Here is a 26,249-nt window from a genome sequence, read left to right on the forward strand (position 1 = left end):
TCGCGATTTGCAGATATAGAATGTTTCGGGTTCATTACAACGTGATTGCGATGGAGGCCACTTATGAAAGTATGTCTGATTGGTTCGACGGGTCATACCGGATACGTCTTGAAGGGATTGCGCGGCCAGACCGATGCGGACTTGATCGGGATCGCCCCGGGATCCCAAGGCGAAGAAACGGAGAGTCTCCTGAAGCTTGCCGGAGATTATGGGTATACGCCTATTCAGTATCAGCATTATACCCAAATGCTGGACGACTTGCAGCCTGACATTGCGGCTGTCGCCTGTCATTTTAACGATCATGCGGCCGTTGCGATTGAAGCGCTGAACAGAGGCATTCATGTCTTTGTCGAGAAACCGATCGCTACCACATTGGAAGATTTGGATCTTGTTAGAGCGGCTTACGACAAGTCCAACGTACATTTGGCCGCCATGCTGGGTATCCGATACGAAGATTGGTTTCTTACCGTACAAAACCTACTCGAGGAACGATCGATTGGCGAAATCCGATTAATGAATGCGCAAAAATCATACAAATTGGGGAAACGCAGTGCGTTATATACGAAACGAGAAACCTACGGGGGCACCATCCCTTGGGTAGGCAGCCATGCCATCGATTGGATGCATGCGCTTAGCGGAGAGAAATTTTATTCGGTTTATGCCGCCCATTCTACCAAAGCCAATAACGGTCATGGAGATTTGGAATCCACGGCCTTGTGTCACTTTACATTCAGCCATGAAGTATTCGGTTCGGCCACGATCGATTACTTGAGACCGAGGCAAGCTTCCAGTCATGATGACGACCGAATCCGGATTGTCGGTACGACAGGCGTGCTGGAGGCCCAGGCAGGCAAAGTCTTATTGATCAATGATGCTCAGCCGGGGATACGGGAGATGCCCCTGCTCCCGAAGCGGGAAATATTCACGGATTTCCTGCAACAAGTGCGCGGGGAAGGCCCGTGCAAGGTAACCGCCGAACAATCTTTCCTCGTAACGGAGGCCTGTCTCAAGGCGCGTATATCGGCCGATGAAGGTCGTATTGTTTATTTCGAAGCTTGACGGAGAAGGAGATGCGCTCATGATATCGCTGCATTTTGAAAAGATTTCCATGTATCCAAGGCGTGAGGAACCAAGCATGATTGCGGTGCCTTTCGCGGAAGGGGTATTAACCGATTCCACAAGAGTATCTGTCCTTGACGGCAACGCGGCCGTACCAACGCAAACAAGGGTAACCGCCAAGTGGCCCGATGGTTCCGTAAAATGGCTGTTGGTGCATTTTCTTGCCGATCTTCCGGCCAATCTGGGCAAACGATTCACTATTTCGACGGATCGCGTTACGGCAGCGCCTTCGGAACCGGTAACGATCGATCGGGACAATGGAACGTTTGTGATCCGCACGGGTGCGATAGAAGCCGAATTGACGGCTCCGGGAGGAACGGGTTTATTCCACTCGTTGAAGCGAGAGGGATGTGTATCCACTCATGATGTGGTTGGGCCATCGCTTCGAGATGCATCCAATCAAGAGTATAATTGCGAGATTTCCGCAGAAGGCTGGCGTATCATCGAATCAGGTCCGGTCCGCTGCGCTGTGGAAGCCAAAGGAAAGCACCGCAGTCGCGCCAATGAGAGCCACTGGTTTGATTTTGTCGTCCGGATCTATGCGTATGCCGGCAAGCCTTGGCTGGCGATCGATTATCAGATTGTCAATAAGGAGCCCGAAAGCGAGCAGGTGATTCATGCTGCTGAGCTGTATGTTCGTACTACGCCGAATATTGTGACATCCGATCAGCTTCGGTTGGGGATTAGCCGCGCCGAAGTCGATCGCAGGATGAAGAGCGGATCGGCGGGAGAACGGTTGTCGTGTACATTTACAGCTGAGCTTCTCGAAAAAGAATTTATCGAAGACCAGCCGGAGACGTTTGCGGGTACATTCTGGGTGGATCTGTCCGGACAGCAGCAAGGCGGAATTAGCGTTACGTTGTTTCAGGCCCTGCAAAATTGCCCTAAATCGCTGGATGTTACAGAGGAAGAAATTACCGTCGGCATCATTCCTGCGGGACATCCGATCACGATGCTGCAGGGGATGGGCAAAACACACCGATTGTTCCTGCATGTGCATGGCGGGGACGAAACGCTGGAAGAGGTGAATGTGCGCAGTCTGCAATTCCAGCTTGCGGATCATCCTATTCTGGAGTCCGCTGCGTTCGAGCGCGCCGGCATGATCGAATCAATTCCCGGCGATCAAACGAAAGATTGGGTGGAACGCGCATTTTATCGTATGGCTGACGGACGCGCGAAGACGTATGGCATGCTGTATTGGGGCGATGCGCCGGATATAAACTATACGTCTCAAGGCAGAGGCGGCGGTGATTGGGTTTGGGTGAATAACGAATATGATCTGCCGCATGCCATGATGCACCTGTATGCGAGAACCGGGAAAAGAAGGTTTTACGACTATTTGCTGAGAGCGGCAGAGCACTGGAAAGATGTGGATATTCTCCATTACAGTCCTGATCCCCTTCGTTATCAAGGTCAAGTGATGCATTCAGCCGACCATGTAACGGGCGAAGTTAAAGTATGTCATGAGTGGGTAGAAGGCTTGCTTGATTATTACCACCTGACCGGAGAAGAATCCGCACTCGAGGCGGCAATAGGCATCGGAGAAAATGTAAGGAGGCTGCTGGCAACTCCCCGTTACCAAGGCGAGGGCGGCATTTCCGCAAGAGAAAGCGGCTGGGCGCTTCGCAGTCTGGGAGCCCTCTATAACGAGACCTATGACGAGAAATGGCTGCAATCCGCCTACCATATCGTCGATCATTTCGAAGCCTGGAAAAATAAGTACGGCGCCTGGCTGGCTCCAGCGGCGGGCCATGTGGTTTTTCGTTCCGGCTTCATGATCTGTATCGCCGTCAACAGCTTGATGCGCTATTATCGAATCCGCCCGGAAGAACGGATCAAGCAAATGATCGTGGACGCGATGGAGGATTATGTGGAGCATTGCTACGTGAAAGAAACGGGCATGTTCTATTATAAAGAACTGCCGAGCACGCAGCATCTGCACAGCAATCCGATCTGTCTGGAATCGCTCTCCTACGCCTACGAATTTACCGGCGACTCCAAATATCTGGAAGCCGGCCGAGTCACATTCGAAGAGGCAATCAAGGCTGCTCCGCAAGGAGGGAAAGAAAGGGAAAGATCAGGCGATGCGCTCATTTTTTGGGGAGACAGTCCGAAAAAGTTCGCCCAATACTATTATCCGATCTTTTATTATTATCGCACGATCCTAAAGGCAGGTATCAAGCTCTAAAACATGCGGAAGAAGGTCGGGTCATGAGCAGGATCAAAATAGCCGTAGTAGGCCTCAATTTCGGCAGACATATGCTTCAAAGTCTATCAGCGGCGGATAGAGGTAAAGCGTATTTCGAAATCGCCGCCGTTTGCGATGTGTTCGAAGAGAAAGCGCGGACGATAGCCGAGCAGTATGGAGTCAAGGCGTACTTCGCGCTTGACGACCTGCTGCAGGATCGCGAGATTGAGGCGGTCGCCCTGTTTACCGGTCCGGCCGGGCGCGCGGAGCTGATTGGCCGCATCATCGCCGCGGGCAAACATGTGATGACCACGAAGCCGTTTGAAACGGATGCCGCTCAAGCGCTGGAGATTCTGCAGAGGGCGAAGCGGGCCGGTCGCATTGTACATATGAATTCGCCTTCGCCGGTCCTGCCCGCCGATCTCCGGCAGATCAAGGATTGGATTCGGGAGCATAACCTAGGTCAACTGATCGGATGCCGCTGCGACGTGTGGGCGAATTATCGGGAAAAGGCCGATGGCAAATGGTATGACGATCCCAACCAATGTCCGGTCGCTCCTATTTTCAGACTCGGCATCTATCTGATCAACGATCTCGTGCAGCTATTTGGGAATGCGAAGCAGGTTCAGGTCATGCATTCGCGGATGTTCACAGAGCGTCCGACGCCGGATAATGCACAGCTCGGCATCCTGTTCGAGAACGGCGCCATAGGCAACATATATGCCTCCTTCTGTATCGGCGACGGGCAGAGCTATAAGAACTCGATGCTCCTAAACTTTGAAAGGGGAACCATTAGTCGCAATATCGAGCCCCTCGAAGCAGACGCATTCAATGGCGTGTCGCACCTGTCGCTGATTACGAAAGATGCGGCTAATAAATCAATGATCGAACGCAGGCATGTGAGCGCCGACTTACATGGGAATTACCAGTGGGATGTGTTCTACAAAGCGATCCAAGGAGACCGAATGGAAGAGGACGTCTATACGGAAAGCATTGTCGAGGGAATTCAAATCATCACCGCCATGGCGAGGGCCGAAAAATCCGGCCGATTGGAAGAAGTGTAATAGGCATGATCCGGATCCGACCAATAAGGAGTTTTGCATATGCAATGGGAGCATTTGACCGCGCCGGACTTGGCGCAGGCTTGTCGAAGCGTAAAGGGCGTTTGTATAGTGCCGATGGGTGTGCTTGAATCACACGGCCCGCATCTGCCGCTCGGCACCGATTTATTCCAAGCGCATACCGTTGCAGTCGAAGCCGCCAAGCTTGAGCCGGCCGTCGTCTTCCCAGGCTTCTATTTCGGACAGCTGGCAGGGGCGCAGCATATTCCCGGCAATGTTTGCCTGAGTCATGAGCTGCTGCTTCGTCTGCTGGATGAGGTTTGCCGGGAAATTGCCCGCAACGGGTTCCATAAAATCCTGCTCTTAAACGCGCATGGCGGAAACATGGCATTTGTCCAGTACTATATTCAAAGTACGCTCCAAACTAAAAAGGATTATGTGGTTTACGGCATGCGGGCCATGTCGGATGATGCGCTGAAACAGCTGAGGGAAGACAAGGGCGGCGGTTTGTCGAGGTTGAATGAGATCGATCGCGGCATCGTCACGGAAACCGCGTCATCGGAAAATGCCGGCGGACATGCGGGATTTATCGAGACCTCCTTCGTACTTGGCGTCAATAAGCATCTTGTGCATATGGAACGGATCCACGACCAGGATTTCCGCAATCGCGGGAGATTGCTCGAACTTAAAGAAGCAGGCGTATCCACATGGAACTACTGGTATGCGGAATACCCCAACAATTACGCGGCGGATCCGCAGGGCTCAAGCGAGGACATCGGAAAAGAACTCATCACCCTGCTTGCCGAGCGAGCGGCGCATGCTGTCAAGCTTATTAAGGATGACGAGGAAACCGGAAGACTGCAGCATGAATTTTTCGCTGGCGGTGAGGCGTAGATGATCACGCTGCAGCAATTGAGGAACGTCGTCGGCCGTCAGGAATTCCCGGAGGTATGGGAACGAAACGTTTCCTATGCGGCAGATACGTTTCCTGTTGGCGTAATCCCCTTCTTAACGAGCGATTACCTTGTAAAGATCAGGAAACAGATCATGCTGTCGGAAGACCATGCGCGGATGGTGGCCGATACGATGGACTGGATTCGGGAAAGCGACGATCGGATCGGGTTGTTCTGGCTCTGGCACTGCATCCTCTTCCGTCGGCCTGACTTTCGGGGGGAGAAGGTTTCTATATGGCCGGTACCGACTGACGCAGCCGCCGCGAATGGAGGAAACCGATCCAACGTGTTTCCGGTCGTCGTGCTGTTATCCGGCTACCCTCAGCTGCTTGAGATTTATGAACGGAGGAACATCCCGGAATCGGCGATTGTCGATACGCTGTCGGCGGTGGACTCCTGCATGAAGCTGTACAAGGAACGAACGGGACAGAACGGATTCGGCACCTTCTATTTGCACTGGCTGCTCCATCATTTCCACGGAGAGATATACAAGCTTGGCCGGCTCGAATACGAAATCACCACGCTGGGCCCGCATGTACGCGTTTATGAACATGTACATAACGGCAGCCGGATCGCCTTCTCCGAACCGGGAATCGCGTACAGGGAAGATGGACTTGTGGACGGAACGAACGGTCGATTCGACGGACCCCGTTCCTGGGTTGCGAGCTTTAGCCAAACGGCTCAACATCTTGAAGGGCATCCCGTCACCTGGGAAGGATGCGTCGAACGAGAGGCTGTGTCGATTCCCAAGATCGAGTGGCGGCTTGTTCTGGAACCGGACGATGCTGTGCTTAGCGTTCATATTCCGAGAGAAGGGAAGCTGACGCATGAGCTGTGCGGCGAGTCCTTGTCGCTAGCTGCTGCATTTTTTGCTGCGCATTATCCAGAGAAGCGATTTCACGCCTTTACTTGCAGCTCCTGGTTAATGGACCCGCAGCTGCAATTCCTGTTGGATGATTCGTCAAACCTGGTTCAATTCCAACGGAGGTTTAGTCTATTTCCGGTATTAGGGACAGATGAGGGCTTGTATCGATTCGTATTTCACTGCGATCCATGCGAAATCCGACTCTTGCCTGAAAACACGTTGCTGCAGCGAAATTTGAAGAGGTACATGGCTGCGGGCGGAAGTATGCGTTCCGCAGGAGGGTATATCCTGCAGCGGATCGAGGAGTAACGGGGACAGGCATGGGCACAAAAGTTCAGTACCTCATGATCCGGGAAAAGCATCCACAGGTGACAAGAGATAAAGGGGAGGAAACGGAATGATGAAGTGCGGGATGTGCGAATTGGAGATCACGCCGCCGATCGGAGCGAGCCTGCCCGGATATTTTGAAGACCGCAGATCGACTGGCATTCGGGATCCGTTGTATGCAAAAGCGCTCGTGATCGAATCCGGCGCGTCGGTTGCCGCTATCGTCTCGCTGGACGCTATTACCGTGACCAGGCCGGTCGTAAACGCGATCCGTCAGCGGGTTAGCGAACGGACCGGCATTCCCGGCGAACACGTGATGGTTACCGCGACGCATATACACACAGGACCCCCTGTGATGACGACGACCTTCTATAAAGCGGATGAATCTTACCAGTCATGGCTGGCGGTTAAAGCGGCGGATGCAGGGATCATGGCCTATCGCAACCGGGTGGAAGCGAGAATCGGCGTAGGTGCCGGATATGAAGCCGACATTTCTTTCAACCGAAGGTTCCGCATGAAAGATGGAACGGTTCGCACGAATCCCGGCTTGCGGAATCCCGGGATCGATCATGTGTTAGGCCCGATAGATCCTCAGGTCGCCGTTGTGCGAATCGACGATGTGCAAGGACAACCGATAGGAGTCGTAACCAATTTTGCTTGCCATACGGATGTTGTGGGGGGGACAGACTACAGCGCTGACTTTCCGGGCGAGATTTCCCGAACGCTCAAGCATGCGTATGGGGAGCATGTAGTCAGCCTGTTCCTCTTAGGGGCGTGCGGCAATCTGAACCAGATCGATTTCATTAACGGATTGGAAGCGGATTATCGGAAGCCGTCCTATTTGTATCAGAAGATGGGTCGTATCCTGGCCGGCGAGGTCATGAAGACAAGAGAGAAAATCCGCCCGTCGGATCGATGCGTTGTGGATGTCAGGAAGGTATCGTTTCCGGTCGGTTGCCGCAAGCCGACTGGAGATGAAGTGGCCGCCGCCCAAAAGATTCTGCAAACGGTATCAAGCGAATCTGTCGAGTACAACTTCGCCCTTGAGCTGGTGGAAGCGGGAGCGAGCAAAGTCGATACGGTGGAGTTCGAAGTGCAAACGATTCGACTGGGCGATCTGGCCGTCGTCGGACTTCCGGGCGAACCGTTCGTCGAATTCGGTCTGGCGATCAAGGAACGGTCCCCCTTCCGTTATACCGCCATTAGCGTACTGTCCAACGGTTCGGCCATCGCCTATATTTGTACGCGAGAAGCGTACCGGCAAGGAGGGTATGAACCCAGAATCACAAGCAACAGTAACGTTGCGGAAGATGCCGGGGAACTGCTCGTGGAGCATTCGCTCGATCTTCTGAACCAGCTGTGCACAGGCCGACCACAGGAGAAATCGTGACGGATCGCCTACGTTTTCGTCAATAAGCATCACCAATAAAGGAGACACTTTCATGCGAAGTTTGAAACAGCAAGTCTATGACATGGGCAAGCCCGAGTGGAGATCGATGCTGGAATATGCGGTAGAGCTTCATAAAAAGTGCACTCGGGAACCGGTGCCTCCCTTCCAATATCCATGGGAAGAAATCGGAACGGGGTATTGCTACGGTCCGGCATTCAGTCACATTGATCTAACCCATGCGACTTTGGACACGCTCCGTTATCAGCCGGTTCATGCCAAAAACCAAATCTTAAACTACTTAAACCTGCAGACTTCCGACGGATTGATCCCCGGCTGCATTTGGTTCCGCGGCGGCGAGGTGAAATGGAGTATGGTGAAGGGGCATCCTCCGTATTGGCCGGTGGCCGTGCAGGATTTTCATGACCTGTACGAAGATATCGATTTGTTGAGAACAGCTTATCTTGCCCTGGTTCGTCAAATCGGTTGGTTTGAAACAAAACGGAAGGCTGAAAACGAAGGTTATTATTATATCGATCTATGGAAAAAGGAATGGGAAAGCGGTGTCGATGACGGAATTCGTTATGACCATATCACACCGGGTCCCTATGCGTGCGTCGATGCGACTGCGCATGTTTATCAAATGCATGTCTTCGCTGCCCAATGGGCGAGCCTTCTTGATTTGGCTGATGAGTCCGAGAAATGGCAAATCAGGGCAGATCAGCTTAAGGAATTTATACGCAGCGCTTTGTTCGATGAAGAAACGGCTCTATTCCACGATATTTGGTCGGTCGGTAATCCGGGGAGCCGCCGCCTTACTTTTGAGGGCATGTGGCCGATGATGGTAGGTGCGGCAACCCTGGAGCAAGCGAATCGCGTGATCGATGAAAATTTGTTGAATCCAAAGCGGTTTTTTACCAAGCATCCGGTTCCGACCATCGCTCTGGAGGATCCGGCATTTGAACTTCGCATGTGGAGGGGGCCATCTTGGAACAGTATCACCTATTGGGTTGCACGGGGGTGTACCCTGTACGGGAGAAACGATGCGGCCAAAGTGATTCTGGAACGCGCCTTGGACCATACAGCCGAGAAATTTTCTGAGTCCGGGACATTATGGGAGTTCTATCATCCTCATGGAGGACATCCGACCGAACTCCAAAGAAAACCTTATACAGAGTTTAATCAGCCGTGCCGCGAGTATATGGGCCATAACCCTTTGATCGCCATGACCGATTTATGGGCTTCCGTAAACTAAACAGAGTAGGAGAGGTAAAGCCATTGAAAAACCAGACGCGTCCAAACCTATTGATCTTTATGCCGGATCAAATGCAGGCCCAAGTCACATCCCCCGGTCACCCCTGTCAAACTCCGAACATGGATAAAATCAAAGAAGACGGCGTCAGTTTTCCATTCACGTATCCGCCAATGGCACATTGCTGTCCGGCAAGGGCTTCATTCATGACAAGTCTTTATCCTTCACAGCATGGGATCTATAATAACGTCTCCAATGATCAGGCGATTCATAGCCAGTTAAACACCGGGATCGAAACCTTTTCCGAGAAATTGGCGGAGAGTGGATATCAAATGTATTATGCCGGGAAGTGGCATGTTTCGGCCACGGAAACTCCACAATCCAGAGGGTGGACGGAATTGTACCTGAAGGAACAGGAGTTGGATCAGGGCAAACGCAGACAAGCGTACCGGGAAATGAACTGTGAAAGCGGCCAAAGAGGCCGAAAGCGCGGGGAGATCTTGCGTCCCGGATGGGGAGGCTACACCCTTTATGGCACTTCGGACAAATCTTACACCGAGTTAAACGACTATGAATGTGTGCATGAAGCCATATCGCAATTGGATAGGCTGCAAGATAGCGTTGATCCCTGGTGCATGTATATCGGTCCGAACGGTCCGCATGATCCTTTCGTTATTCCTGAAAAGTACGCCAATATGTATGATCCCGATCTTATCCAACTGCCGCCCAATTACTATGACGATATGCAGGATAAACCCCGAATCTATCGACGCATGCGAAAGGTGTTCAGCCAATTAAGCGAACAAGAAGTGAAAGAATCCATTGCGCATTATTGGGGCTACTGCACGCTGATTGACGATTTATTCGGAGAAGTTCTGGTTACGTTGGAGCGGAACCGCCAGATGGATAATACGCTGATTATCGTCGTTTCCGATCATGGAGAACATGCGGGAGCACACGGTTTATTCTGCAAAGGAATCAGTATGTTCGATGAAGGGTATCGCGTTCCTCTCATTATGAGTTCTCCCCAGCTTGTGAAAAATCCGGGGAGAGCCGTCGAACAATTTGTGACACTCATGGATATAGCTCCTACATTAATCGAACTTACTGGAGCGGAACCGCTGGGCAGGTCGAGCGGGCGCAGCCTGGTTCCGTTTCTGTCCGACGAAACCCCGGATAACTGGCGGGACAGCATATACGCCCAATGTAACGGCACGGAATTATACTATACGAGCCGGATGGTCAAGACGAAGAAATTTAAGTTCGTCTATAATCCTACCGATTTTGACGAGCTATATGACCTGGAATCCGATCCGTATGAAATGCACAATATTGCGGACCGTCCGGAATCGAAGGCCGTTATGAAAGAAATGTACAGCAAGATGTGGGAGCATGCATTCGAAGCCGAGGATATGAATTTCGTGCAATATATTCCGGTTACCACAGGAGAGTATGGCCCGGCTATAGTCAACGCAAAGGAGAGGTTGATCTAGATGTCCAAGTACAAGGTAGCGGTGACCGACTATGGCTTCCCTGATTTGCATCAAGAAGAAGAGGTTTTACTCCCAATGGGCTTTGAATTTGTAACCGGACAATGCAAAACACCGGATGAAGTAATAGAACTAACCAGACATGCGGATGCGATTCTAATCGAAAGAGCTCCGATAACCAAAGAAGTCGTCGATAGCTTGCAGAGATGCAAAATCATCGTAAGATATGGCGTCGGTGTCGATAGCGTTGATATTCAAGCGGCGAAAGAAAAACAGATTCCGGTTGTCAACGTGCCCGACTATGGGACCGGGGAAGTCGCCGATCATGCGATGTCGCTCTTACTATCGAGCGTTCGGAAAATCCCGCAAATCGTTTCCCAGGTGCGCAATGGGGTGTGGCAAACGACTCCGTGCCGACCGATTATGGGGCTGCAAGGGAAAACGTTAGGAATAGCCGGCTTCGGCAATATCGGAAAAGATGTGGCAAGGAGAGCCCAAAGCTTTGGAATCCACACGATCGCCTACGATCCTTATGTACCGGAAAACGTATGCAACGAGTGGAATACGGAGAAGGTCGATTGGCATTCCTTCCTGGAACGAAGCGACATGATCTCGGTTCATCTTCCCTTATCGACGGAAACCAAACATCTATTTAATGCTGAAGCCTTTGAACGAATGAAATCAACCGCCTACCTTGTTAACACGTCCAGGGGCGGAGTAATCCAAACCGAAAGTTTAGTGGAAGCGTTGAAACATAACAAAATCGCGGGTGCGGCGTTGGATGTACTGGAAGAGCAACCGATTCCGATGAGCAGCCCGCTTCTCCAATTTGAAAATTGTTTCATAACCAGCCATTGCGCCTGGTATTCGGAAAGTTCCCTAAACCGATTGCAGCGACATGCAGCACTAGAGATAAAGCGACTATTTAACGGGGAGCGTCCCAAGCATATCGTGAATGGCGTAGAGGTCTAGGAAACAATGAAAACTCTGGTTTATCACGGACCTCGGCAAATAAGCGTCGAAGAACAAGAGATACCCAAGGCGGGCCCGAACGAAGCCCTGATCCAAGTGGAATCCGTAGGCATTTGCGGGAGCGAATTGGAAGGGTATTTGGGTCATAGCAGCGTGAGGATTCCTCCGTTGATCATGGGACATGAATTCTGCGGAACAATCGTTGAGATCATAGGAAAATCTGTCCAAACTTCAGAATGGTCCGTAGGGGATAAAGTTGTTGTGAACCCACTGATCTCTTGCGGGAGCTGCGATCGTTGTTTGAAGGGTAAACATAATCTTTGTCGCAGGCGTGAGTTGATCGGCATACATCGGTCCGGTGCCTTTGCTGAGTATGTTGCTGTACCTATGAGCAATTTGTACTCCGTTCCCAAGGAGATGAACGCATCGTTAGCTTCTTTGGCTGAGCCGCTTGCGGTTTGTATCCATGCCGTCAAGCTAGGGCTGCAGCCTTTTGAAGACGTCCTTATATTTGGCGCCGGCGCCATCGGGCTGCTCACATTACAAGTAGCGAAGAGAATGGGAGCCAATCGAGTTCTGGTCGTCGAGAAGCAAGAGTCGCGTATGCTCCATGCCAGGGCGCTGGGGGCGGAGGTTGTTGAGCCGGAACGATTAGGAAACCGGGCGAATGACTATTTTTCGCAAGGAATCGATACGATCATTGATTGTGTCGGCGTTACGGCCACTCGACAACAAGCTCTGCAAACGATTCATTCCGGTGGAAAAATCATTATGGTCGGCTTGGGGCATGAGGAAACTCCGATCCTGATGAGCCACCTTGTGCGGCAAGAGGTATCCATCATCGGTTCCTATTCGTATACCAATGCGGATTTCAAACAAGCGGTTCAGTTGTTGGCCGGCGGTCATATCAGGATGGAACCGTGGACGGCTGCCCGCAGCTTGACGGAAGGCCCTGCTTCCTTTCAAAGTTTAGTGGAAGGGAAAACCAATTTCAGCAAAATCATTCTAAATCCGTAAAGAAGGATGCGCTGCGATGAGATTCCATAAAAAAGTGTTCATCGTTACCGGTGGAGGTACCGGAATCGGGCGGGCAACCGCAATCCGTTTGGCTGGCGAAGGGGCTCGCGTAGTCATCGCGAACCGGTCGGAAAAGAATGCCGAAGAGACCCTGGAGCAGATCGAAGGTCTGGCGGGGCAAGGGGTATTTGTGAAGACGGATGTCGGGCAGCATGACGATATTCTGAAGTTGATCCAAACAACAAAAGATACCTACGGGCGGCTGGATGGAATCGTCCATAGTGCCGCCATAGAATCCTTACGCGGAGTTGTGGAATTATCGGTCGAGGAGTGGCATTCGACACTCAATGTCAATTTAACTTCTGCCTTTCTGCTCGGAAAATACGGGATTCCGCATATGATCGATGCAGGTGGGGGCGTGATCATCCATGTCGCTTCCGTACATGCTCAGGCTACGATACGAAATTATGCTGCCTACGCCGCCTCCAAGGGAGGATTGATGGCGCTGACCCGAAGCATGGCCATCGATTATGCCAAGCAGGGGATCCGCGTGAATGCAGTCCTTCCGGGGGCCACCGATACCGGCATGTTGAATCGATATGCGGAGTTGGGAGGATTATTCAATGCGGATCTGAGCGAAGAATGGAAAGACTCCCAACCGCTGGGCCGAATCGGAAAACCCGAAGAGATCGCTAACCTTATTTGCTTTTTGGCAAGTGATGAAGCCAAGTTTATCATTGGTTCCGGTGTGGTCATTGACGGAGGTATGCTGGCCGAATTGTAGGAAGAGTGTGACTGTTGGGAGAAGGAGCCTCTGAATATATGAAACATTTTGTCGTTACGTTGCCAATCATTAATAAAGAGATCAATCAACAAGTTAGACCTGATCATTTAGCGTATATGGTGGCTCTGGAGGAGAAGGGCCAAATATTTGCTAAAGGCCGGTTTGTTGACGGATCGGGCGGAATGGTTATTTACCGGGCGGAGACGATAGAGGAAGCCGAAGAGCTTGCAACCCGAGATCCCTATGTTATTCACGGCGCACGGTCGTGTGAAATCCGCGAGTGGTTTATCGTGGAAAAAGGGCGAGAGTATGAATGATTCTGAAATTGGGATTCCCTCTTCGGCGGTGCGGAAGTCCGCATCTAAGTAAGAACCTCCAAGGGAAGCTGTCGGGTGGAAACGGGCCCGGCGGCTTTCTTTGTTTGCGAGGCGGTGGCCCGATTCCGGGCAAACGCTAGCGGGACCGCACCGGTATTGATCGTCAGCTCCACCTTGTTCGTCTTCGTATAGTTCCCTCCACACCACCATCCCATCCCACAAGCCCTCCAACCGCCCCTCAGCACCTACAGACCGTCTCCACAGGTACCCGAAGGTGGGTGAGCCCACTCGACCAAGGTCCAGTTCAGAAACCGTCGAGGGTCCGTTTTAGCCTGACGCCAGATGACCTAAAATGAAGACATGAACGAAACACACTACAACGAAAGGCGGTGAGAAGATGAAAATCAATCGCAACTCCGGTTGGGCGCTGTTCCTGATCGCGTGCGGAGCGCTCATCCTTCTTGGAAAGATGGGGTTCGGCCTGGGTCACCTGATGAGCTACTTGTTCCCGATCGCGATGATCGGACTGGGGTACATCGGCATTCGCAACGGCAGCAAGTTTTTCGGCTGGGCGATCCTGATTATCGGCTTGCTGGCACTGCTCGGAAAGTTTTCCGGACTGTTCGCCATCCTGATTGCAGCGGGCTTGATCGGATACGGCGTCACTTTGCTTAAGCGTAGTCCGGGCACCTACTAACCCAATCCCATATAGACGAATCGTGAAAGAGGAGGTAGTTCCATGAGCATCATGAAGCGGGTAAGAGACATATCCGTGGCGACGCTGAACGAGAGGCTCGAGCAATCGGAGGATCCGGTTCGCCTGATCGACCAATACTTGAGTGCGCAGCGGCAGCAAATTGAAGAAAGCGAGCGGCTGTACCAGCAAATGCTCGTCCACGCTCAGTCGATCCGGCACCAGGTGCTGACGGCGGAGCAAATGAAGGAGAAGCGTGAGCAGCAAGCGCTGCTGGCCCTGAAGGCCGGCGAAGAGCAAGTAGCCAAGATGGCGCTCCAGGAAAAACTGCAACACGAAGAAACATACGATCGATACGCCTCCCTCTATGAGGAAAGCAAATTGTCGATCATCGAATTGGAGCAGAAGATTGAGCAGCTGAAGCTGGATTTCAACGAAGTGCTCAGCAAGCGCCAATACTACATGACCCGTCTCCAATCGGTTCGCCTGCAGCAGCAAATGAACGCCCGGATGAACAGCTTGGGCGGCGGCGTGAACGGCGGTACATTTACCCGGCTGGAAGAGCGCATCTCGAACATGGAGCATGAAGCTCGTTCGCTGCGAGATGTGCGAGGCCTTGGCAAGGAACTGATGCAGTCCGGCGCGGTCGTGCAGCAAGCGATCGAACGCGAGATGCTGCAGCTGAGACAGAAGCTGGAGAAGGAAGGATGGTTGAAATGAAGAAGCTGTATCGTTCTCAGCGAGACAAGAAGCTCTTCGGCCTGTGCGGCGGTCTGGCGGACATGCTGGGCGTAGATGCGACCTTGCTCCGAGTCATCGTCATCGTTACTACGTTCTTCACCGGCGGAGCGATGATCGCAGTGTACTTCATCGCAGCCTTGGTCATCCCGAAGGAACCTACATTCGGCTCGCCGCTCATGAGCGGCCCATGGAACGGATATTCGGCGGCGCACCAGCCGCACATGCACGCCCAGCCGCATGCCCATATGCCGCACCAGCCGTACGCTACGGCACAGTCGATGCCGCCGGCAGCCGCTTATCCGCAGACGGCGACAACCGAGAAAGCGCGTCTCGACGAAGTAATGTCCGATATCGAGAAAAAAGCCATGTGGAAAGAAATTCAGGAACTCAAAACTAAACTGTCTAACTATGAGAAGGGAGAAGTGTAAACAATGGGAGTATTTAAACGGATCAAGGATATGACGAAGGCGTCGGTAAATGAGCTGCTGGATAAGGTAGAGGACCCGATCGTAATGCTGAACCAATACATTCGCGACATGGAAGAGGAAATTGCGCAAGCCGAGGTAACGGTAGCCCGCCAAATCGCCAATGAGCGCAAGCTGCAAGAGCGCGTGAACGAATCGGTGCGTCTGAGCGCCGACCGTGAGCAGAAGGCTGCGGACGCCTTGAAAGGCGGCTACGAGGCGAACGCTCGCCAAGCGCTGGAAGAGAAGCTGTACCACGATCAGAAGGTGATCGAATACACCGAAATGCACGCTCAAGCGAAAGTTCAAGCGGAAGAGCTGCTCCAGCAGCTGCATGAGATGAAGGACGAGTTCTACAAAATGCGCAACAAGCGCAACGAGCTGGTCACTCGCGCTCAATTGGCCAAGGCGAAGAAGCAGATGGCGCAAGTGAGCTACTCGAACACGATCGAGAGCGGCAGCGCATCCCGCGGATTCCACCGCATGGAAGAGAAGATCATGCAGCTGGAGGTGGAAGCTGAAATTTCCCGCAAGCCGCTGGTTTCCCCTTCGACGCTGTCCCCTGCAGCCCCCGCGTTAGACGCGGTGAAGCAAGAGCGCGTAGATCAACAGCTGCAAGCGCTGAAAGCGAAAATCTCCGGAGCTAGCGCAGGGAAGGCGGCTCCGATCGCACCTGTTGCGCCGCCAGTACCGACAGCACCGACGGCGACACCGGCAGCGACAGCTGCAGCCGAATAAGCAAGACCAAGTAAAAGCTTGGAAGGCAAGACCGAGTTATGATATTCTTAGGAAAGCCAGCCATAGGACGGCCGACGTCGTCCCTATGGCTCTTTCTTAATAAGGGGACCAACGCTGTGATTAGTCGAATTGGAAAGGGGGGTGCGGCAATGGACCAACGGAATCGGAACACAGCTTTGGTGCTGATTGCAGCGGGGCTATTTATTTTGATCGAGCATTATGTCAGCTTTCATACCACGGCCGCCCTGATATTTGTCCTGCTTGGGCTGTACAAAATCCGCACCGCTCCCAACAAATCCGGCTATGTGATCCTGGGGATCGGCGTGGTGTTGTTTTTCAGCAGCCATATGGCCTTCATCCTGTCGATCATTCTGATCTCGCTCGGCTGGTTCTATATGAACTCCAAACGCGCTCACAATGGAGAAGGGTATTACCAGAAGCATACGCTCATCGAGAACATCAAGTGGAACAAGGAATCATGGGAACTGAAAAACGCTAGCCTGTGGAATTTGATCGGGGAAGTGTACATCGACTTGTCGCTGGCGGTGCCCGAGCAGAAGGAAACGACGCTGCTGGTGCAAGGCGTGCTCGGCGATGTAGACATTATCGTCCCCGAGGATCTGGGGGTCAGCGTGCATGCCTCGGTGTTGATGGGGCGGGTGGAAGCGGCGCGGGAGAAAGATACCGGCGTCTTGAACAAGGTCGTCTGGCAATCGCCGAATTACGAGGCCAGCGATACGAAAGTGAAACTGATTGTCTCCTATCTCGTAGGGGATATTGATATAAAACTCGTGTAGACGGAGGACCGTCGGGTGCAAAAGAAACTGACCAATATGATATGGCGCAGTATGGGCGAGTCGATTGTTCTCAGTCTCACGTTGTTCGGCACCGTCGTCTATCTGCTCTACTATTACGATTATGTTCGCCCCTTTCCGTCTTGGATCGAAGGGGCGAAGCTCATGTTAATCCTTGTGGGTGCAGTAGTGGTGATCGGAGGCGGCTACGGCTTCTGGACCGGCAGCCGCACGAAGCGGCGGCTCGAGCAGCTAGGCGACTCGATGCTGCATCTCGAGCGCGGCAACTTGAGCCGCCCGATCCCGTATCTCGGCTACGACGAGATCGGCCGCCTCGGCGAGCAGCTGCGCAGCATCGGCACGCGCTGGGAGGAGCAGGTATCCTCGCTGCAGCGGCTGTCGACGAACAATGCGGAGCTGGCCGAGAAGGCCCGCGTCTCCGCCGTCGTCGAAGAGCGTCAGCGGCTCGCACGCGAGCTCCATGACGCGGTCAGCCAGCAGCTGTTCGCGATCTCGATGACCGCCACCGCGGTCGGACGGACGCTAGAGAAGGATTTCGAGAAGGCGAAGCGCCAAATCGCGCTGATCGAGGAGATGTCGTCCGTCGCCCAATCCGAGATGCGCGCGCTCTTGCTGCATCTAAGGCCCGTCCACTTGGAGGGCAAGCGGCTGTCGCAGGGCCTCATGGACCTGCTGCAGGAGCTGCAGGCCAAAGTGCCGATCGCGATCGCCTGGGACATGGACGAGCGTATCCGGCTGCCGAAGGGGATCGAGGATCATCTGTTCCGGATTGTCCAGGAGGCGCTGTCGAACACGCTGCGCCACTCCAAGGCGACCCAGATGGAGCTCAAGCTGATTCGCCCTTCGGACAGCATTCGCTTGTCGATCCGCGACAACGGCGTCGGCTTCGAGCTCGACGAAGGCAAACACGCCTCCTACGGCATCCAGTCGATGAAGGAGCGGGTCAACGAGATTGGAGGCACGATTCACTTCATTACCGCGCCGGGCAAAGGCACCCGGATTGAGATACGCGTACCGATATTGGCGGAAGAGGAAGGGGAGTAAGAAACCGATGGAGCAACCGATTAAAGTGCTGCTGGTGGACGATCACGAGATGGTGCGGATCGGCCTGGCGGCCGTGCTGGGCACGGAGGATCAGATCGAGGTTGTCGGCGAGGCGAGCAACGGCATGGAAGGCATCCGGCTCGCGCAGGAGTATCGGCCGGACGTCGTGCTGATGGATCTCGTCATGGAAGGCATGGACGGGATCGAGACGACGAAGAAGCTGCTGCAGCTGTACCCGGAGTGCAAAGTGATCGTGCTGACGAGCTACCTCGACGACGAGAAAATGTACCCGGTCATCGAGGCGGGGGCGTTCAGCTACTTGCTGAAGACATCGCGGGCGTCCGAGATCGCCCAAGCGATTCGGGCGGCGGCGCGCGGGCAATCGATCCTCGAGTCGCAGGTTGCGGCGAAGATGATGAACCGCTTCCGCCAGCCGAAGCAGGCGGCGGCTCCGCACGAGGAGCTGACGGAGCGCGAGATGGAAGTGCTTCGCCTGATTGCCAAGGGCAAATCCAATCAGGAAGTGGCGGACGAGCTGTATATCGGGGTGAAGACGGTGAAGTTCCACGTCACGAACATCCTGGCGAAGCTCGGAGTCGAAGACCGCACCCAAGCGGCGATTTACGCGTTTAAGAACGGACTCGCCGAGTAGCATCCTCCTGTCGGGTCAGGTTGGAATAAAGGAGAACCAAGCAGAATGAGCGGAATGCAAGCAACGGTACTGATCGTTTTCATCGTGCTGACAGTAGCCTTCACATGGGCGATGAGCAAGAAATGGCGGAAATAACCCGTCGAACCTATAGCAATCCAGGGCGAGGAGACGGCAAACAGCCGTTTTTTTGTGTTGCCGCACAAACGGCCCCCCCGTCCTCCGCATACAGTAGTAGAGACATCTGCCTTGAGCCGGTGCCGAACAGGCGGGAGATGAAGGAGCTATGATCACCAGACGAATCGCGCAGCGGGATGACCGGACGATACTGCGCATCGTGAGAAACGAGCTGCTTCCGTATACCGAGCGCACGATGCCCGGCATTACGGTGGATCGGCAAACGTTGTCCAAACGGCTGAGCGAGGGAACGACCTTCGTGCTGCTGCGCAAAGGAATCCAGCCGGTTGGGTTCGTCTGCTGTCTGCTTCGCGGGAAGACGCTTAACATCGATATGCTGGCGGTGGATCGGCATGCACAGGGCCGAGGACTCGGCTCGCGGCTGATGGAAGCGGCGGAGAGCTTCGGGCGGCGGAACAAATGCACGAAGGCGGTGCTGTATGTCGACCAGGCCAACCGAGGCGCGCAGCGCTTTTATGTCCGTAAAGGGTATGTGACGAGACAGTACATCGATCAGTATGATACCTACGAGCTGGAGAAGCCGCTGCGATAAAAGCCAAATTGCCGATTCTCGCGAAAGCTTTGAAGCTCTCCGGGAATCGGCAGTTTGCGTCTCGTCATACGACTGCTAGAGGAATAGCAGGAACAGGAAAGCGATCGTCGCCAAGTCCAAGACGACGCGGTTTCGGAAGGGGGAGAACGGTACGAAGCCGCGCTCGAAGCCTTCTTCCTCCGGAACGCCGAAGTTGGATACGGTCGGTTTGGTGCCCTTTGCCGGGGAGAGTGCTTGCGTTTGCGCGTGGGAAGCTTTTCCTTTCGCCTTCACTTTCGCCTTCAATTTCGTTTTTGCTTGAGTTTTGCCCTTCGATTTCACAGGGGAGGCCGTGATGGGAGAGGTTCCGTTCGCGGCTTCTTCGTTCAGGTAGACTTTGCCGTTCTCGGCTCGGCTCAGGATGCCGTAATGGCGGGTGCCATCTTGCATAATGGCGCATACCGGCATGCCGAGGAGCGGCTGACATTCTTCATGGCTGATCGGGTGATACAGCTGCATGGGGATTGACTCACCTCCTTAGGAATCTGCTTATAGGCTATTCGACTGGAGGCGTTAGCGCGTGGTTGTTGGCCTATGGGATGATCGCCCATTTTTTGCGGGGAACGGATAATATGGATTGTCCAGCATCAATATGCTACACTACAATACATAACCATGGCGGGGTGCTGCTTTCTCATTTACCCGTCCAATCTTACATAGAAGAGTGATGACTGTGACCATAAATGCGATCGGCGCTCCGGAACGTTCCGAAGGCGCGGTTTATTTTATTTTCGGAGCGACAGGCGACTTGGCTAGACGCAAGTTGTTCCCGGCGCTGTACAGCATGTACCGGGAAGGCAAGCTCGCTGAGAACTTCGCCGTAGTCGGCTTGGCCCGTCGCGGCCGCACGAACGAGCAGTTCCGTACGGACCTGTACAACTCGATCCAGGAGTTCGCCCGCCACAAGGCGGATGGCGACGATAATTGGGTGGCGTTCGCTAGCCACTTCCATTACATGTCGCTCGACATCAACCATGTCGACGAGTTCGTCAAGCTGCGCAATCTGGCGGACCAGCTGGACGACCAGTTCAAGACAGACGGGAATCGCCTGTTCTATTTGGCGTTGGCGCCGGAGCTATTCGGCAATGTTTCGTTCAACTTGAAATCCGGCGGTTTGCTCGATTCCCGTCAAGGATGGAACCGTCTCGTTATCGAGAAGCCGTTCGGGTACGATTTGGCCTCCGCGCAGCAGCTGAACGATCAGATCCGCCAGGTGTTCCGGGAGGAGGAAGTGTACCGGATCGACCATTACCTGGGCAAGGAAATGGTGCAGAATATCGAAGTGGTCCGGTTCGCCAACGCTTTCTTCGAGCCGCTGTGGAACAATAAATATATCGCCAACCTCCAGATCACGCTGAGCGAGACGGTCGGCGTCGAGGAGAGAGGCGGCTATTACGACCATTCCGGCGCGCTTCGCGACATGGGGCAGAACCATATGCTGCAGATGGTGACGATGATGGCGATGGAGCCGCCGAGCCGATTGCATCCGGAAGATATTCGCGACGAGAAGGTCAAGGTGCTGCGTTCGCTCCGAGCCTACAAGTCGGATGAGGATGTGCAGCAAAACGTCGTGCGGGGCCAATATTCGAGCGGCACGCACAAGGGCAAGTCGGTACCGGGCTATCGCGACGAGGATGCGGTGCCTGACGACTCGCATACGGAGACGTATTTCGCCGCACGTGTGTACGTAGATAATTTCCGCTGGGCCGGCGTTCCGTTCTATGTGCGGACCGGCAAACGGCTGCCGGCCAAGACGACCGAGGTCGTCGTCGAGTTCAAGAACATGCCGGACAATATATATTTCGCCCAGAAGACGCAGCTGGAGCCGAACCTGCTGGTGTTCCGAGTCAGTCCAAACGAGGGCATCTACTTGAAGATGAACGCCAAGCGCCCCGGCTCGCAATGGTCGATCGTGCCGATCGCGATGGATTTCAGCCAAAGCGCCGAGGTCGGCATCAATACGCCGGAAGCTTATGAGCGGCTGTTGTACGACGCGTCGCGCGGCGACCACACGTACTTCACCCGCTGGGATGAAGTGGCGCTTGCCTGGAAGTTCGTCGACCGGATCGAGCAGGCATGGAAGTCGCAAGAGAACGAGCTGTACATGTACCCGGCCGGCACTTGGGGGCCGGTGGCTGCACAGCAGCTGCTGGAGCGGGACGGCTATCGCTGGTGGCCGGTGAACGGTCAGCGCGAAGCCGAGGTTGTAGAGATGTCTTCGGTGAAAGACGCTGCGCCAATAAAATAGCGGGGCGAATGGGAGCAGGCTATGAGTAGGCGATAGCCTGTTCTTCTGCGTTTCCCTTACATTTGCCCATTGAAACGGATATAATAGGTAAAGATTACGCTAAGCGAAGGGACTTTTTTACATGAGCACGAATGCACTGGATGCCAATATGCTGCAAGAAATCGAGAAACGGCGCACGTTCGCGATTATTTCTCACCCCGATGCGGGGAAAACGACTTTGACCGAGAAGCTGCTTCTGTTCGGAGGCGCGATTCGGCTGGCAGGCACGGTCAAGGGACGGAAGGCGAGCAAACACGCCACTTCGGACTGGATGGAGATCGAGAAGCAGCGCGGGATCTCGGTTACGTCCAGCGTGATGCAATTCGACTACAACGGACATCGCGTCAACATTCTCGATACGCCGGGTCACCAAGATTTCAGCGAGGACACGTACCGGACCTTGACCGCCGCGGACAGCGCGGTGATGCTGATCGACTCGGCCAAAGGGGTCGAGGCACAGACGAAGAAGCTGTTCCAAGTGTGCAGCAAACGGGGTATTCCGATTTTCACATTCATCAACAAGATGGACCGCGAAGGGCGCAATCCGTTCGAGCTGCTGGAGGAGCTGGAGAATGTGCTAGGCATCCGCTCCTATCCGATGAACTGGCCGATCGGCTCGGGCAAGCAGCTGTGCGGCGTGTACGATCGGGTGAAGACGCAGGTCGAGCTGTTCAAGGGCGACGATCATTCGGAGATCACCGTGCAGAAGGTAAGCGGCTACGAGGATGAGATTATCCGCGACATGGCGGGCGAGCACCTGTACAACCAGCTCCAGGAGGAGCTGATGCTGCTTGACGTGGCAGGTGACGAGTACGACTACGAGAAAGTGCTGCGAGGCGAGCTGACGCCGGTATTCTTCGGCAGCGCGATCAACAACTTCGGGGTGCAGACGTTCCTGGAGAACTTCCTGCAGCTGGCTCCATCCCCGGCTTCTCGCAAGAGCAGCCAAGGCGAGATCGAGCCGACTTACGACGGTTTCACCGGTTACGTGTTCAAGATTCAAGCGAACATGAACCCGGCGCACCGCGACCGGATCGCGTTCTTCCGCATCGTGTCGGGCAAGTTCGAGCGCGGCATGAGCGTGAAGCATGTGCGGGCGGGCAAGGACATCAAGCTGGCGCAGCCGCAGCAGTTCCTCGCGCAAGACCGCGACATCGTCGACACGGCGTTCCCCGGCGACATTATCGGGCTGTTCGACCCGGGCATCTTCCGGATCGGCGATTCGCTCTCGACCGGCAAGGAGATCGTGTTCGACGAGCTGCCGACGTTCTCGCCCGAGCTGTTCAGCAAGGTGACGATCAAAAACGCGCTGAAGCAGAAGCAGTTCTTGAAGGGTATCGACCAGCTGACCGAGGAGGGCACCGTGCAGGTGTTCCACACAACGAGCGGCTTCGACGAGATGATTCTGGGCGTGGTCGGGCAGCTGCAATTCGAGGTGATGGAGCATCGGATGAAGAGCGAGTACGGGGTCGACATCCTGCTGCATCGGATGCCGTTCCAGTTCGCCCGCTGGGTTGTGGACGACAAGCTCGATCCGACGAAGTTCCGCATCAACTCGCAGCTGGTGAAGGACAAGAAGGACAACTACGTGGCCTTGTTCGAGAATGAGTACGCGATGCGGACCGCGATGGAGAAAATGCCGAGCGCCAAGTTTTTGGAGACGGCGCCTTAATGATGGAAGGAAAATAGACTGAAAAAAACCTGACCAGTGAAACAATTCACGGTCAGGTTTTTCTTGTTGTTATGGAGTGGAACCTTTAAAAATGGCAGCGAGCTCCACAGCTAGTCCTGAAAACAAGAAAGAATGCGCGATTTCGTTATTTTTATAGGTAACATTCTGGCTGATGGATTGATTTTCGAATAAATAGACGGTAATCTCTTTATTCAACGGGTTTACAATCCAGTATTCTTTAATACCGCAGCACATGTAAAGATCGAGCTTTTTCACTAGATCCTTTCGACGTGAGCTTTCTGAAATGATTTCAACTACCAGTGATGGGATGCCCTGGTAGTAATCATTCTCGTCCAGGTGCTCCTCCAGGTCACAAATGACCATTATATCCGGCTGAACGACGTTCTTCCTCTCCGGAGACCGATAGAGCTTAATGTCGTAAGGTGCTACAAGCGGAGTACACTTGCTCCCCCGAAACCAGTTGTAAAGGATTACAGTCAGTTCAATCTGAGCGATCTGGTGCGCTGTTCTGGGCGACGCCAGCAAATAAATTTCCCCATCAATGTACTCGTATCGGTCTTCAGAATGTTCAACCAGCTCCATATACTCTTCAAAAGTTGCCTTGCGCCCCTCGACGTTATAAGGCGCCGGCTGTTCCATCACCTTATTCGACTTCGACTTCGACACAGTTACGAAATCTGATGATTCATCTATAATACCGGACAATTTCGCGATCTCGGTTCCGTTTCGTGTCACAATAATATCTTCATGAGCCGCAAGCATCAAATACTTCCCGAAATTGTTCTGCAATTCAGTGGAGCTTATCTTCATAAACAAAGCCCCCTTAGCTATAATAGCTAAAATAGATATTTTAACTATACAAATTTTAATAAAAGATGTCAAACATGCCAAAGAAACCGTCCCTGCTACAATCGGAAACGGTGCTTTGCATACAGGATTCTCAGGTTCAGTTAAGCGGAGTGGTCGACGGGTGCTCTTCAAGCGGGCTGACCGGTTCCCGCAAGTCGAGCTGCTCCTTCAACGTTTGCGCTAGCTGGGCCTGCACATCCTCCGGGGTATGCTCCCAGATGATCTCGAACAGAACGCCCAAGCCCGGCAAAGCCAGCTCGTCTCCATGCAGCGAATCGGTAAGGAGCTCCTGCAGCTCGCCCGCCGATTTTCCGTGCACCCGATTCACGATCGCTTGTCTCAAATTCAGGTGAATCATGCCGTATTTCCTCCAGGGTCGACTTGTAGGCGCTGTATGCTGTGCCAGCATAAGGCAACTGGAATAGGATGCTGCATTTGAGGCGGAAACATGTATGGCGAACGGAGGATGGGGATGCGGGGAACTTGTGGTATAATACGGGAAAAGACGATCTGCACGGTTGCGGGAGGAGAGGCGGGCGTATGAAAGCGAAGCAGTTTGCCATTATCGGGATGGGGCGTTTCGGCTCCAGTGTCGCCAAGTCGTTGCACGGACTCGGGTATGAAGTGCTGGCAATCGACTCCAGCGAGTCCCGTACGCATGAAGTGGTGAATTGGGTCACTCATGCGGTTCAAGCGGACTCGACGGACGAGGATGCGTTGCGTGCTCTCGGCGTTCGGAACTTCGATGTCGTCGTCGTGGCAATCGGCCAGGATATTCAGTCCAGCATTCTGACAACGCTTATTTTGAAAGACATGGGTGTCCCAACCCTGATTGTGAAGGCGCAGAATGAACTGCACGGGAAGGTGCTGAAGAAGATCGGCGCGGATAAAATCATATACCCGGAACGCGATATGGGCGTGAGGGTGGCGCATAATTTGATTTCTCCCAACATTCTGGATCATATCGAGCTGTCCGAAGACTATTCCATCGTGGAGATTCGCGCCACCAGCGGGTTGATCGGCAAAAACCTGCGGGAGCTCGACATTCGGGCCCAATACGGCTGCAACGTGATGGCGATCAAAACGGGGGACAAAATGAACATTGCCCCGCATGCGGACGATCGGCTCAAGCCGGAGGATATATTGGTCGTCGTGGGACGGAACGATAATTTGCAGCAATTTGAGCGCCAGTTTTCGGAGTGAGGGACTTAAGAACGTATGAAGGAGCCAGGTTCGGTGGAAATCGCATCGCTACAAAACGCTAAAGTAAAAACGTGGAGCCGCTTGCTGGAGCGCAAGGGGCGGGACCAGCTTGGGCAGTTTCTGGTGGAGGGCACGCATCTCGTGCTCGAGGCTTTGCGCTCCGGCGCCGAGGTGGAGACGGTCGCGTACTCGTCGGAGCGCGGCATCCCGGACGAGCTGAGCGAGCTGCGGACGAGCCCGGCCGGCGAGGCGGCGGAGTGGGTGAGCGTGAGCGAGGCCGTGTTGGCCAAGTGCACGGACGCGCAGACGCCCCAGGCGGTGTTCGCGGTCGTGCGCAAGCCGCGTTGGCGGCTGGAGCTGCTATGGGGCGGCGCTGGGGCGGATGCTGGCGACGGCGTAGGCACGAGCGGCACTGGGGAAGGCGAGGAGCGAGCAAGCGGACGGCGCGATGGTGTTGCTGGCGCGGGAACCAGCATAAATGGCGTAGGCCCGGGTGGCGGCGTTGAAGTCGAGAAGCGAGCAGACTGGCGGCACGAGGGTGGTGCTGGTGCGAGAGCGGGAGCCGATGTAT

General features: G+C 54.0%; 28 protein-coding genes. 24 read left to right on the forward strand and 4 right to left on the reverse strand.

The annotated features are described in order from the left end of the window. The first annotated feature begins 63 nt into the window (after positions 1–63). The 12 genes from PKO02S_RS18565 to PKO02S_RS18620 all read left to right on the forward strand — a co-directional run bounded on the left by PKO02S_RS18565 (position 64) and on the right by PKO02S_RS18620 (position 13,732). Positions 64–1,059: a Gfo/Idh/MocA family protein gene (locus tag PKO02S_RS18565; protein ID WP_127585339.1), complete on the forward strand. Its 996-nt coding sequence runs from the start codon at positions 64–66 to the stop codon at positions 1,057–1,059. Positions 1,060–1,135: 76 nt separating this feature from the next. Further along, on the forward strand, positions 1,136–3,307 hold the full coding sequence (locus PKO02S_RS18570; RefSeq protein WP_127585340.1) for an exo-rhamnogalacturonan lyase family protein: 2,172 nt from the start codon (positions 1,136–1,138) through the stop codon (positions 3,305–3,307). A gap of 23 nt (positions 3,308–3,330) precedes the next feature. Beyond that, a complete protein-coding gene (locus PKO02S_RS18575; protein WP_127585341.1) occupies positions 3,331–4,371 on the forward strand; it encodes a Gfo/Idh/MocA family protein in 1,041 nt (346 codons plus the stop codon). Between the two features lie 39 nt (positions 4,372–4,410). Continuing rightward, positions 4,411–5,262: a creatininase family protein gene (locus PKO02S_RS18580; protein WP_127585342.1), complete on the forward strand. Its 852-nt coding sequence runs from the start codon at positions 4,411–4,413 to the stop codon at positions 5,260–5,262. After that, positions 5,263–6,495: an acyltransferase domain-containing protein gene (locus PKO02S_RS18585; protein ID WP_127585343.1), complete on the forward strand. Its 1,233-nt coding sequence runs from the start codon at positions 5,263–5,265 to the stop codon at positions 6,493–6,495. Positions 6,496–6,583: 88 nt separating this feature from the next. Beyond that, a complete protein-coding gene (locus PKO02S_RS18590) occupies positions 6,584–7,903 on the forward strand; it encodes a neutral/alkaline non-lysosomal ceramidase N-terminal domain-containing protein (protein ID WP_127585344.1) in 1,320 nt (439 codons plus the stop codon). Between the two features lie 52 nt (positions 7,904–7,955). Next, the gene (locus PKO02S_RS18595) at positions 7,956–9,155 is read left to right on the forward strand and encodes an MGH1-like glycoside hydrolase domain-containing protein (protein ID WP_127585345.1); all 1,200 of its coding nucleotides are present in this window, start codon (positions 7,956–7,958) and stop codon (positions 9,153–9,155) included. Between the two features lie 23 nt (positions 9,156–9,178). Next, complete coding sequence (locus PKO02S_RS18600) at positions 9,179–10,645, forward strand: sulfatase family protein (protein ID WP_164821539.1); 1,467 nt, start codon at positions 9,179–9,181, stop codon at positions 10,643–10,645. Continuing rightward, positions 10,646–11,614: a C-terminal binding protein gene (locus PKO02S_RS18605; protein ID WP_127585347.1), complete on the forward strand. Its 969-nt coding sequence runs from the start codon at positions 10,646–10,648 to the stop codon at positions 11,612–11,614. A gap of 6 nt (positions 11,615–11,620) precedes the next feature. Beyond that, complete coding sequence (locus PKO02S_RS33675) at positions 11,621–12,631, forward strand: zinc-dependent alcohol dehydrogenase (protein ID WP_127585348.1); 1,011 nt, start codon at positions 11,621–11,623, stop codon at positions 12,629–12,631. Between the two features lie 16 nt (positions 12,632–12,647). Next, on the forward strand, positions 12,648–13,415 hold the full coding sequence (locus PKO02S_RS18615; protein WP_127585349.1) for an SDR family NAD(P)-dependent oxidoreductase: 768 nt from the start codon (positions 12,648–12,650) through the stop codon (positions 13,413–13,415). Positions 13,416–13,453: 38 nt separating this feature from the next. Then, positions 13,454–13,732: a YciI family protein gene (locus PKO02S_RS18620; RefSeq protein ID WP_127585350.1), complete on the forward strand. Its 279-nt coding sequence runs from the start codon at positions 13,454–13,456 to the stop codon at positions 13,730–13,732. A gap of 44 nt (positions 13,733–13,776) precedes the next feature. Here PKO02S_RS18620 and PKO02S_RS32450 read toward each other — a convergent pair whose 3' ends face one another. Next, positions 13,777–13,947, reverse strand: a complete 171-nt coding sequence (locus PKO02S_RS32450) for a hypothetical protein (protein WP_164821540.1) — start codon at positions 13,945–13,947, stop codon at positions 13,777–13,779. Between the two features lie 182 nt (positions 13,948–14,129). On the opposite strand from PKO02S_RS32450, the gene PKO02S_RS18625 reads away from it, so the two are divergent. The 8 genes from PKO02S_RS18625 (at position 14,130) to PKO02S_RS18660 (ending at position 19,607) form a co-directional block, all read left to right on the forward strand. Next, complete coding sequence (locus PKO02S_RS18625) at positions 14,130–14,429, forward strand: LiaF transmembrane domain-containing protein (RefSeq protein ID WP_127585351.1); 300 nt, start codon at positions 14,130–14,132, stop codon at positions 14,427–14,429. Positions 14,430–14,471: 42 nt separating this feature from the next. Beyond that, entirely contained in the window at positions 14,472–15,146 is a 675-nt protein-coding gene (locus tag PKO02S_RS18630) for a PspA/IM30 family protein (RefSeq protein ID WP_127585352.1), read from the forward strand. Beyond that, a complete protein-coding gene (locus PKO02S_RS18635; RefSeq protein WP_127585353.1) occupies positions 15,134–15,595 on the forward strand; it encodes a PspC domain-containing protein in 462 nt (153 codons plus the stop codon). The genes PKO02S_RS18630 and PKO02S_RS18635 overlap by 13 nt, the downstream gene beginning before the upstream one ends. Before the next feature lie 3 nt (positions 15,596–15,598). Beyond that, complete coding sequence (locus PKO02S_RS18640; RefSeq protein ID WP_127585354.1) at positions 15,599–16,369, forward strand: PspA/IM30 family protein; 771 nt, start codon at positions 15,599–15,601, stop codon at positions 16,367–16,369. Between the two features lie 149 nt (positions 16,370–16,518). Continuing rightward, positions 16,519–17,166 (forward strand): cell wall-active antibiotics response protein LiaF, encoded by a 648-nt coding sequence (gene liaF / locus PKO02S_RS18645; protein ID WP_127585355.1) that lies wholly within the window; start codon positions 16,519–16,521, stop codon positions 17,164–17,166. Between the two features lie 36 nt (positions 17,167–17,202). Continuing rightward, on the forward strand, positions 17,203–18,228 hold the full coding sequence (locus PKO02S_RS18650; RefSeq protein ID WP_127585363.1) for a sensor histidine kinase: 1,026 nt from the start codon (positions 17,203–17,205) through the stop codon (positions 18,226–18,228). Positions 18,229–18,235: 7 nt separating this feature from the next. Beyond that, complete coding sequence (locus tag PKO02S_RS18655) at positions 18,236–18,880, forward strand: response regulator (protein ID WP_127585356.1); 645 nt, start codon at positions 18,236–18,238, stop codon at positions 18,878–18,880. Between the two features lie 283 nt (positions 18,881–19,163). Then, positions 19,164–19,607: a GNAT family N-acetyltransferase gene (locus tag PKO02S_RS18660; RefSeq protein WP_127585357.1), complete on the forward strand. Its 444-nt coding sequence runs from the start codon at positions 19,164–19,166 to the stop codon at positions 19,605–19,607. Between the two features lie 75 nt (positions 19,608–19,682). Here PKO02S_RS18660 and PKO02S_RS18665 read toward each other — a convergent pair whose 3' ends face one another. Further along, the gene (locus PKO02S_RS18665; protein WP_127585358.1) at positions 19,683–20,105 is read right to left on the reverse strand and encodes a hypothetical protein; all 423 of its coding nucleotides are present in this window, start codon (positions 20,103–20,105) and stop codon (positions 19,683–19,685) included. A 214-nt stretch (positions 20,106–20,319) separates the two neighbouring features. Here PKO02S_RS18665 and zwf point away from each other — a divergent pair, with 214 nt between their 5' ends. Together zwf and PKO02S_RS18675 are read left to right on the forward strand one after the other, a co-directional pair. Beyond that, positions 20,320–21,894, forward strand: coding sequence for a glucose-6-phosphate dehydrogenase (gene zwf, locus PKO02S_RS18670; RefSeq protein WP_246067117.1), 1,575 nt, complete (start codon positions 20,320–20,322; stop codon positions 21,892–21,894). Positions 21,895–22,015: 121 nt separating this feature from the next. Beyond that, positions 22,016–23,605: a peptide chain release factor 3 gene (locus PKO02S_RS18675; protein WP_174819928.1), complete on the forward strand. Its 1,590-nt coding sequence runs from the start codon at positions 22,016–22,018 to the stop codon at positions 23,603–23,605. A 69-nt stretch (positions 23,606–23,674) separates the two neighbouring features. Here PKO02S_RS18675 and PKO02S_RS18680 read toward each other — a convergent pair whose 3' ends face one another. Further along, entirely contained in the window at positions 23,675–24,436 is a 762-nt protein-coding gene (locus PKO02S_RS18680; protein ID WP_127585360.1) for a type II toxin-antitoxin system prevent-host-death family antitoxin, read from the reverse strand. 136 nt (positions 24,437–24,572) lie between these two features. Continuing rightward, positions 24,573–24,833 (reverse strand): small acid-soluble spore protein SspI, encoded by a 261-nt coding sequence (gene sspI / locus PKO02S_RS18685; RefSeq protein WP_246067118.1) that lies wholly within the window; start codon positions 24,831–24,833, stop codon positions 24,573–24,575. A 68-nt stretch (positions 24,834–24,901) separates the two neighbouring features. Here sspI and PKO02S_RS18690 point away from each other — a divergent pair, with 68 nt between their 5' ends. Beyond that, positions 24,902–25,678 (forward strand): potassium channel family protein, encoded by a 777-nt coding sequence (locus tag PKO02S_RS18690; protein WP_127585361.1) that lies wholly within the window; start codon positions 24,902–24,904, stop codon positions 25,676–25,678. Positions 25,679–25,711: 33 nt separating this feature from the next. Beyond that, a partial coding sequence (locus PKO02S_RS18695; protein WP_281280441.1) for an RNA methyltransferase substrate-binding domain-containing protein occupies positions 25,712–26,249 on the forward strand: 538 nt, incomplete at its 3' end.

This window comes from Paenibacillus koleovorans NBRC 103111 (genome assembly GCF_004000845.1).
GTDB classification, from domain to species: Bacteria; Bacillota; Bacilli; order Paenibacillales; family NBRC-103111; genus Paenibacillus_AA; species Paenibacillus_AA koleovorans.

Coding starts and splice junctions, on each gene's coding strand:
- PKO02S_RS18565 (WP_127585339.1), top strand. CDS start 64: ATGAAAGTATGTCTGATTGGTTCGACGGGTCATACCGGATACGTCTTG.
- PKO02S_RS18570 (WP_127585340.1), top strand. CDS start 1,136: ATGATTGCGGTGCCTTTCGCGGAAGGGGTATTAACCGATTCCACAAGA.
- PKO02S_RS18575 (WP_127585341.1), top strand. CDS start 3,331: ATGAGCAGGATCAAAATAGCCGTAGTAGGCCTCAATTTCGGCAGACAT.
- PKO02S_RS18580 (WP_127585342.1), top strand. CDS start 4,411: ATGCAATGGGAGCATTTGACCGCGCCGGACTTGGCGCAGGCTTGTCGA.
- PKO02S_RS18585 (WP_127585343.1), top strand. CDS start 5,263: ATGATCACGCTGCAGCAATTGAGGAACGTCGTCGGCCGTCAGGAATTC.
- PKO02S_RS18590 (WP_127585344.1), top strand. CDS start 6,584: ATGATGAAGTGCGGGATGTGCGAATTGGAGATCACGCCGCCGATCGGA.
- PKO02S_RS18595 (WP_127585345.1), top strand. CDS start 7,956: ATGCGAAGTTTGAAACAGCAAGTCTATGACATGGGCAAGCCCGAGTGG.
- PKO02S_RS18605 (WP_127585347.1), top strand. CDS start 10,646: ATGTCCAAGTACAAGGTAGCGGTGACCGACTATGGCTTCCCTGATTTG.
- PKO02S_RS33675 (WP_127585348.1), top strand. CDS start 11,621: ATGAAAACTCTGGTTTATCACGGACCTCGGCAAATAAGCGTCGAAGAA.
- PKO02S_RS18615 (WP_127585349.1), top strand. CDS start 12,648: ATGAGATTCCATAAAAAAGTGTTCATCGTTACCGGTGGAGGTACCGGA.
- PKO02S_RS18620 (WP_127585350.1), top strand. CDS start 13,454: ATGAAACATTTTGTCGTTACGTTGCCAATCATTAATAAAGAGATCAAT.
- PKO02S_RS32450 (WP_164821540.1), bottom strand. CDS start 13,947: ATGGGATGGTGGTGTGGAGGGAACTATACGAAGACGAACAAGGTGGAG.
- PKO02S_RS18625 (WP_127585351.1), top strand. CDS start 14,130: ATGAAAATCAATCGCAACTCCGGTTGGGCGCTGTTCCTGATCGCGTGC.
- PKO02S_RS18630 (WP_127585352.1), top strand. CDS start 14,472: ATGAGCATCATGAAGCGGGTAAGAGACATATCCGTGGCGACGCTGAAC.
- PKO02S_RS18635 (WP_127585353.1), top strand. CDS start 15,134: ATGGTTGAAATGAAGAAGCTGTATCGTTCTCAGCGAGACAAGAAGCTC.
- PKO02S_RS18640 (WP_127585354.1), top strand. CDS start 15,599: ATGGGAGTATTTAAACGGATCAAGGATATGACGAAGGCGTCGGTAAAT.
- liaF (WP_127585355.1), top strand. CDS start 16,519: ATGGACCAACGGAATCGGAACACAGCTTTGGTGCTGATTGCAGCGGGG.
- PKO02S_RS18650 (WP_127585363.1), top strand. CDS start 17,203: ATGATATGGCGCAGTATGGGCGAGTCGATTGTTCTCAGTCTCACGTTG.
- PKO02S_RS18655 (WP_127585356.1), top strand. CDS start 18,236: ATGGAGCAACCGATTAAAGTGCTGCTGGTGGACGATCACGAGATGGTG.
- PKO02S_RS18660 (WP_127585357.1), top strand. CDS start 19,164: ATGATCACCAGACGAATCGCGCAGCGGGATGACCGGACGATACTGCGC.
- PKO02S_RS18665 (WP_127585358.1), bottom strand. CDS start 20,105: ATGCAGCTGTATCACCCGATCAGCCATGAAGAATGTCAGCCGCTCCTC.
- PKO02S_RS18675 (WP_174819928.1), top strand. CDS start 22,016: ATGAGCACGAATGCACTGGATGCCAATATGCTGCAAGAAATCGAGAAA.
- PKO02S_RS18680 (WP_127585360.1), bottom strand. CDS start 24,436: ATGAAGATAAGCTCCACTGAATTGCAGAACAATTTCGGGAAGTATTTG.
- sspI (WP_246067118.1), bottom strand. CDS start 24,833: ATGATTCACCTGAATTTGAGACAAGCGATCGTGAATCGGGTGCACGGA.
- PKO02S_RS18690 (WP_127585361.1), top strand. CDS start 24,902: ATGCTGCATTTGAGGCGGAAACATGTATGGCGAACGGAGGATGGGGAT.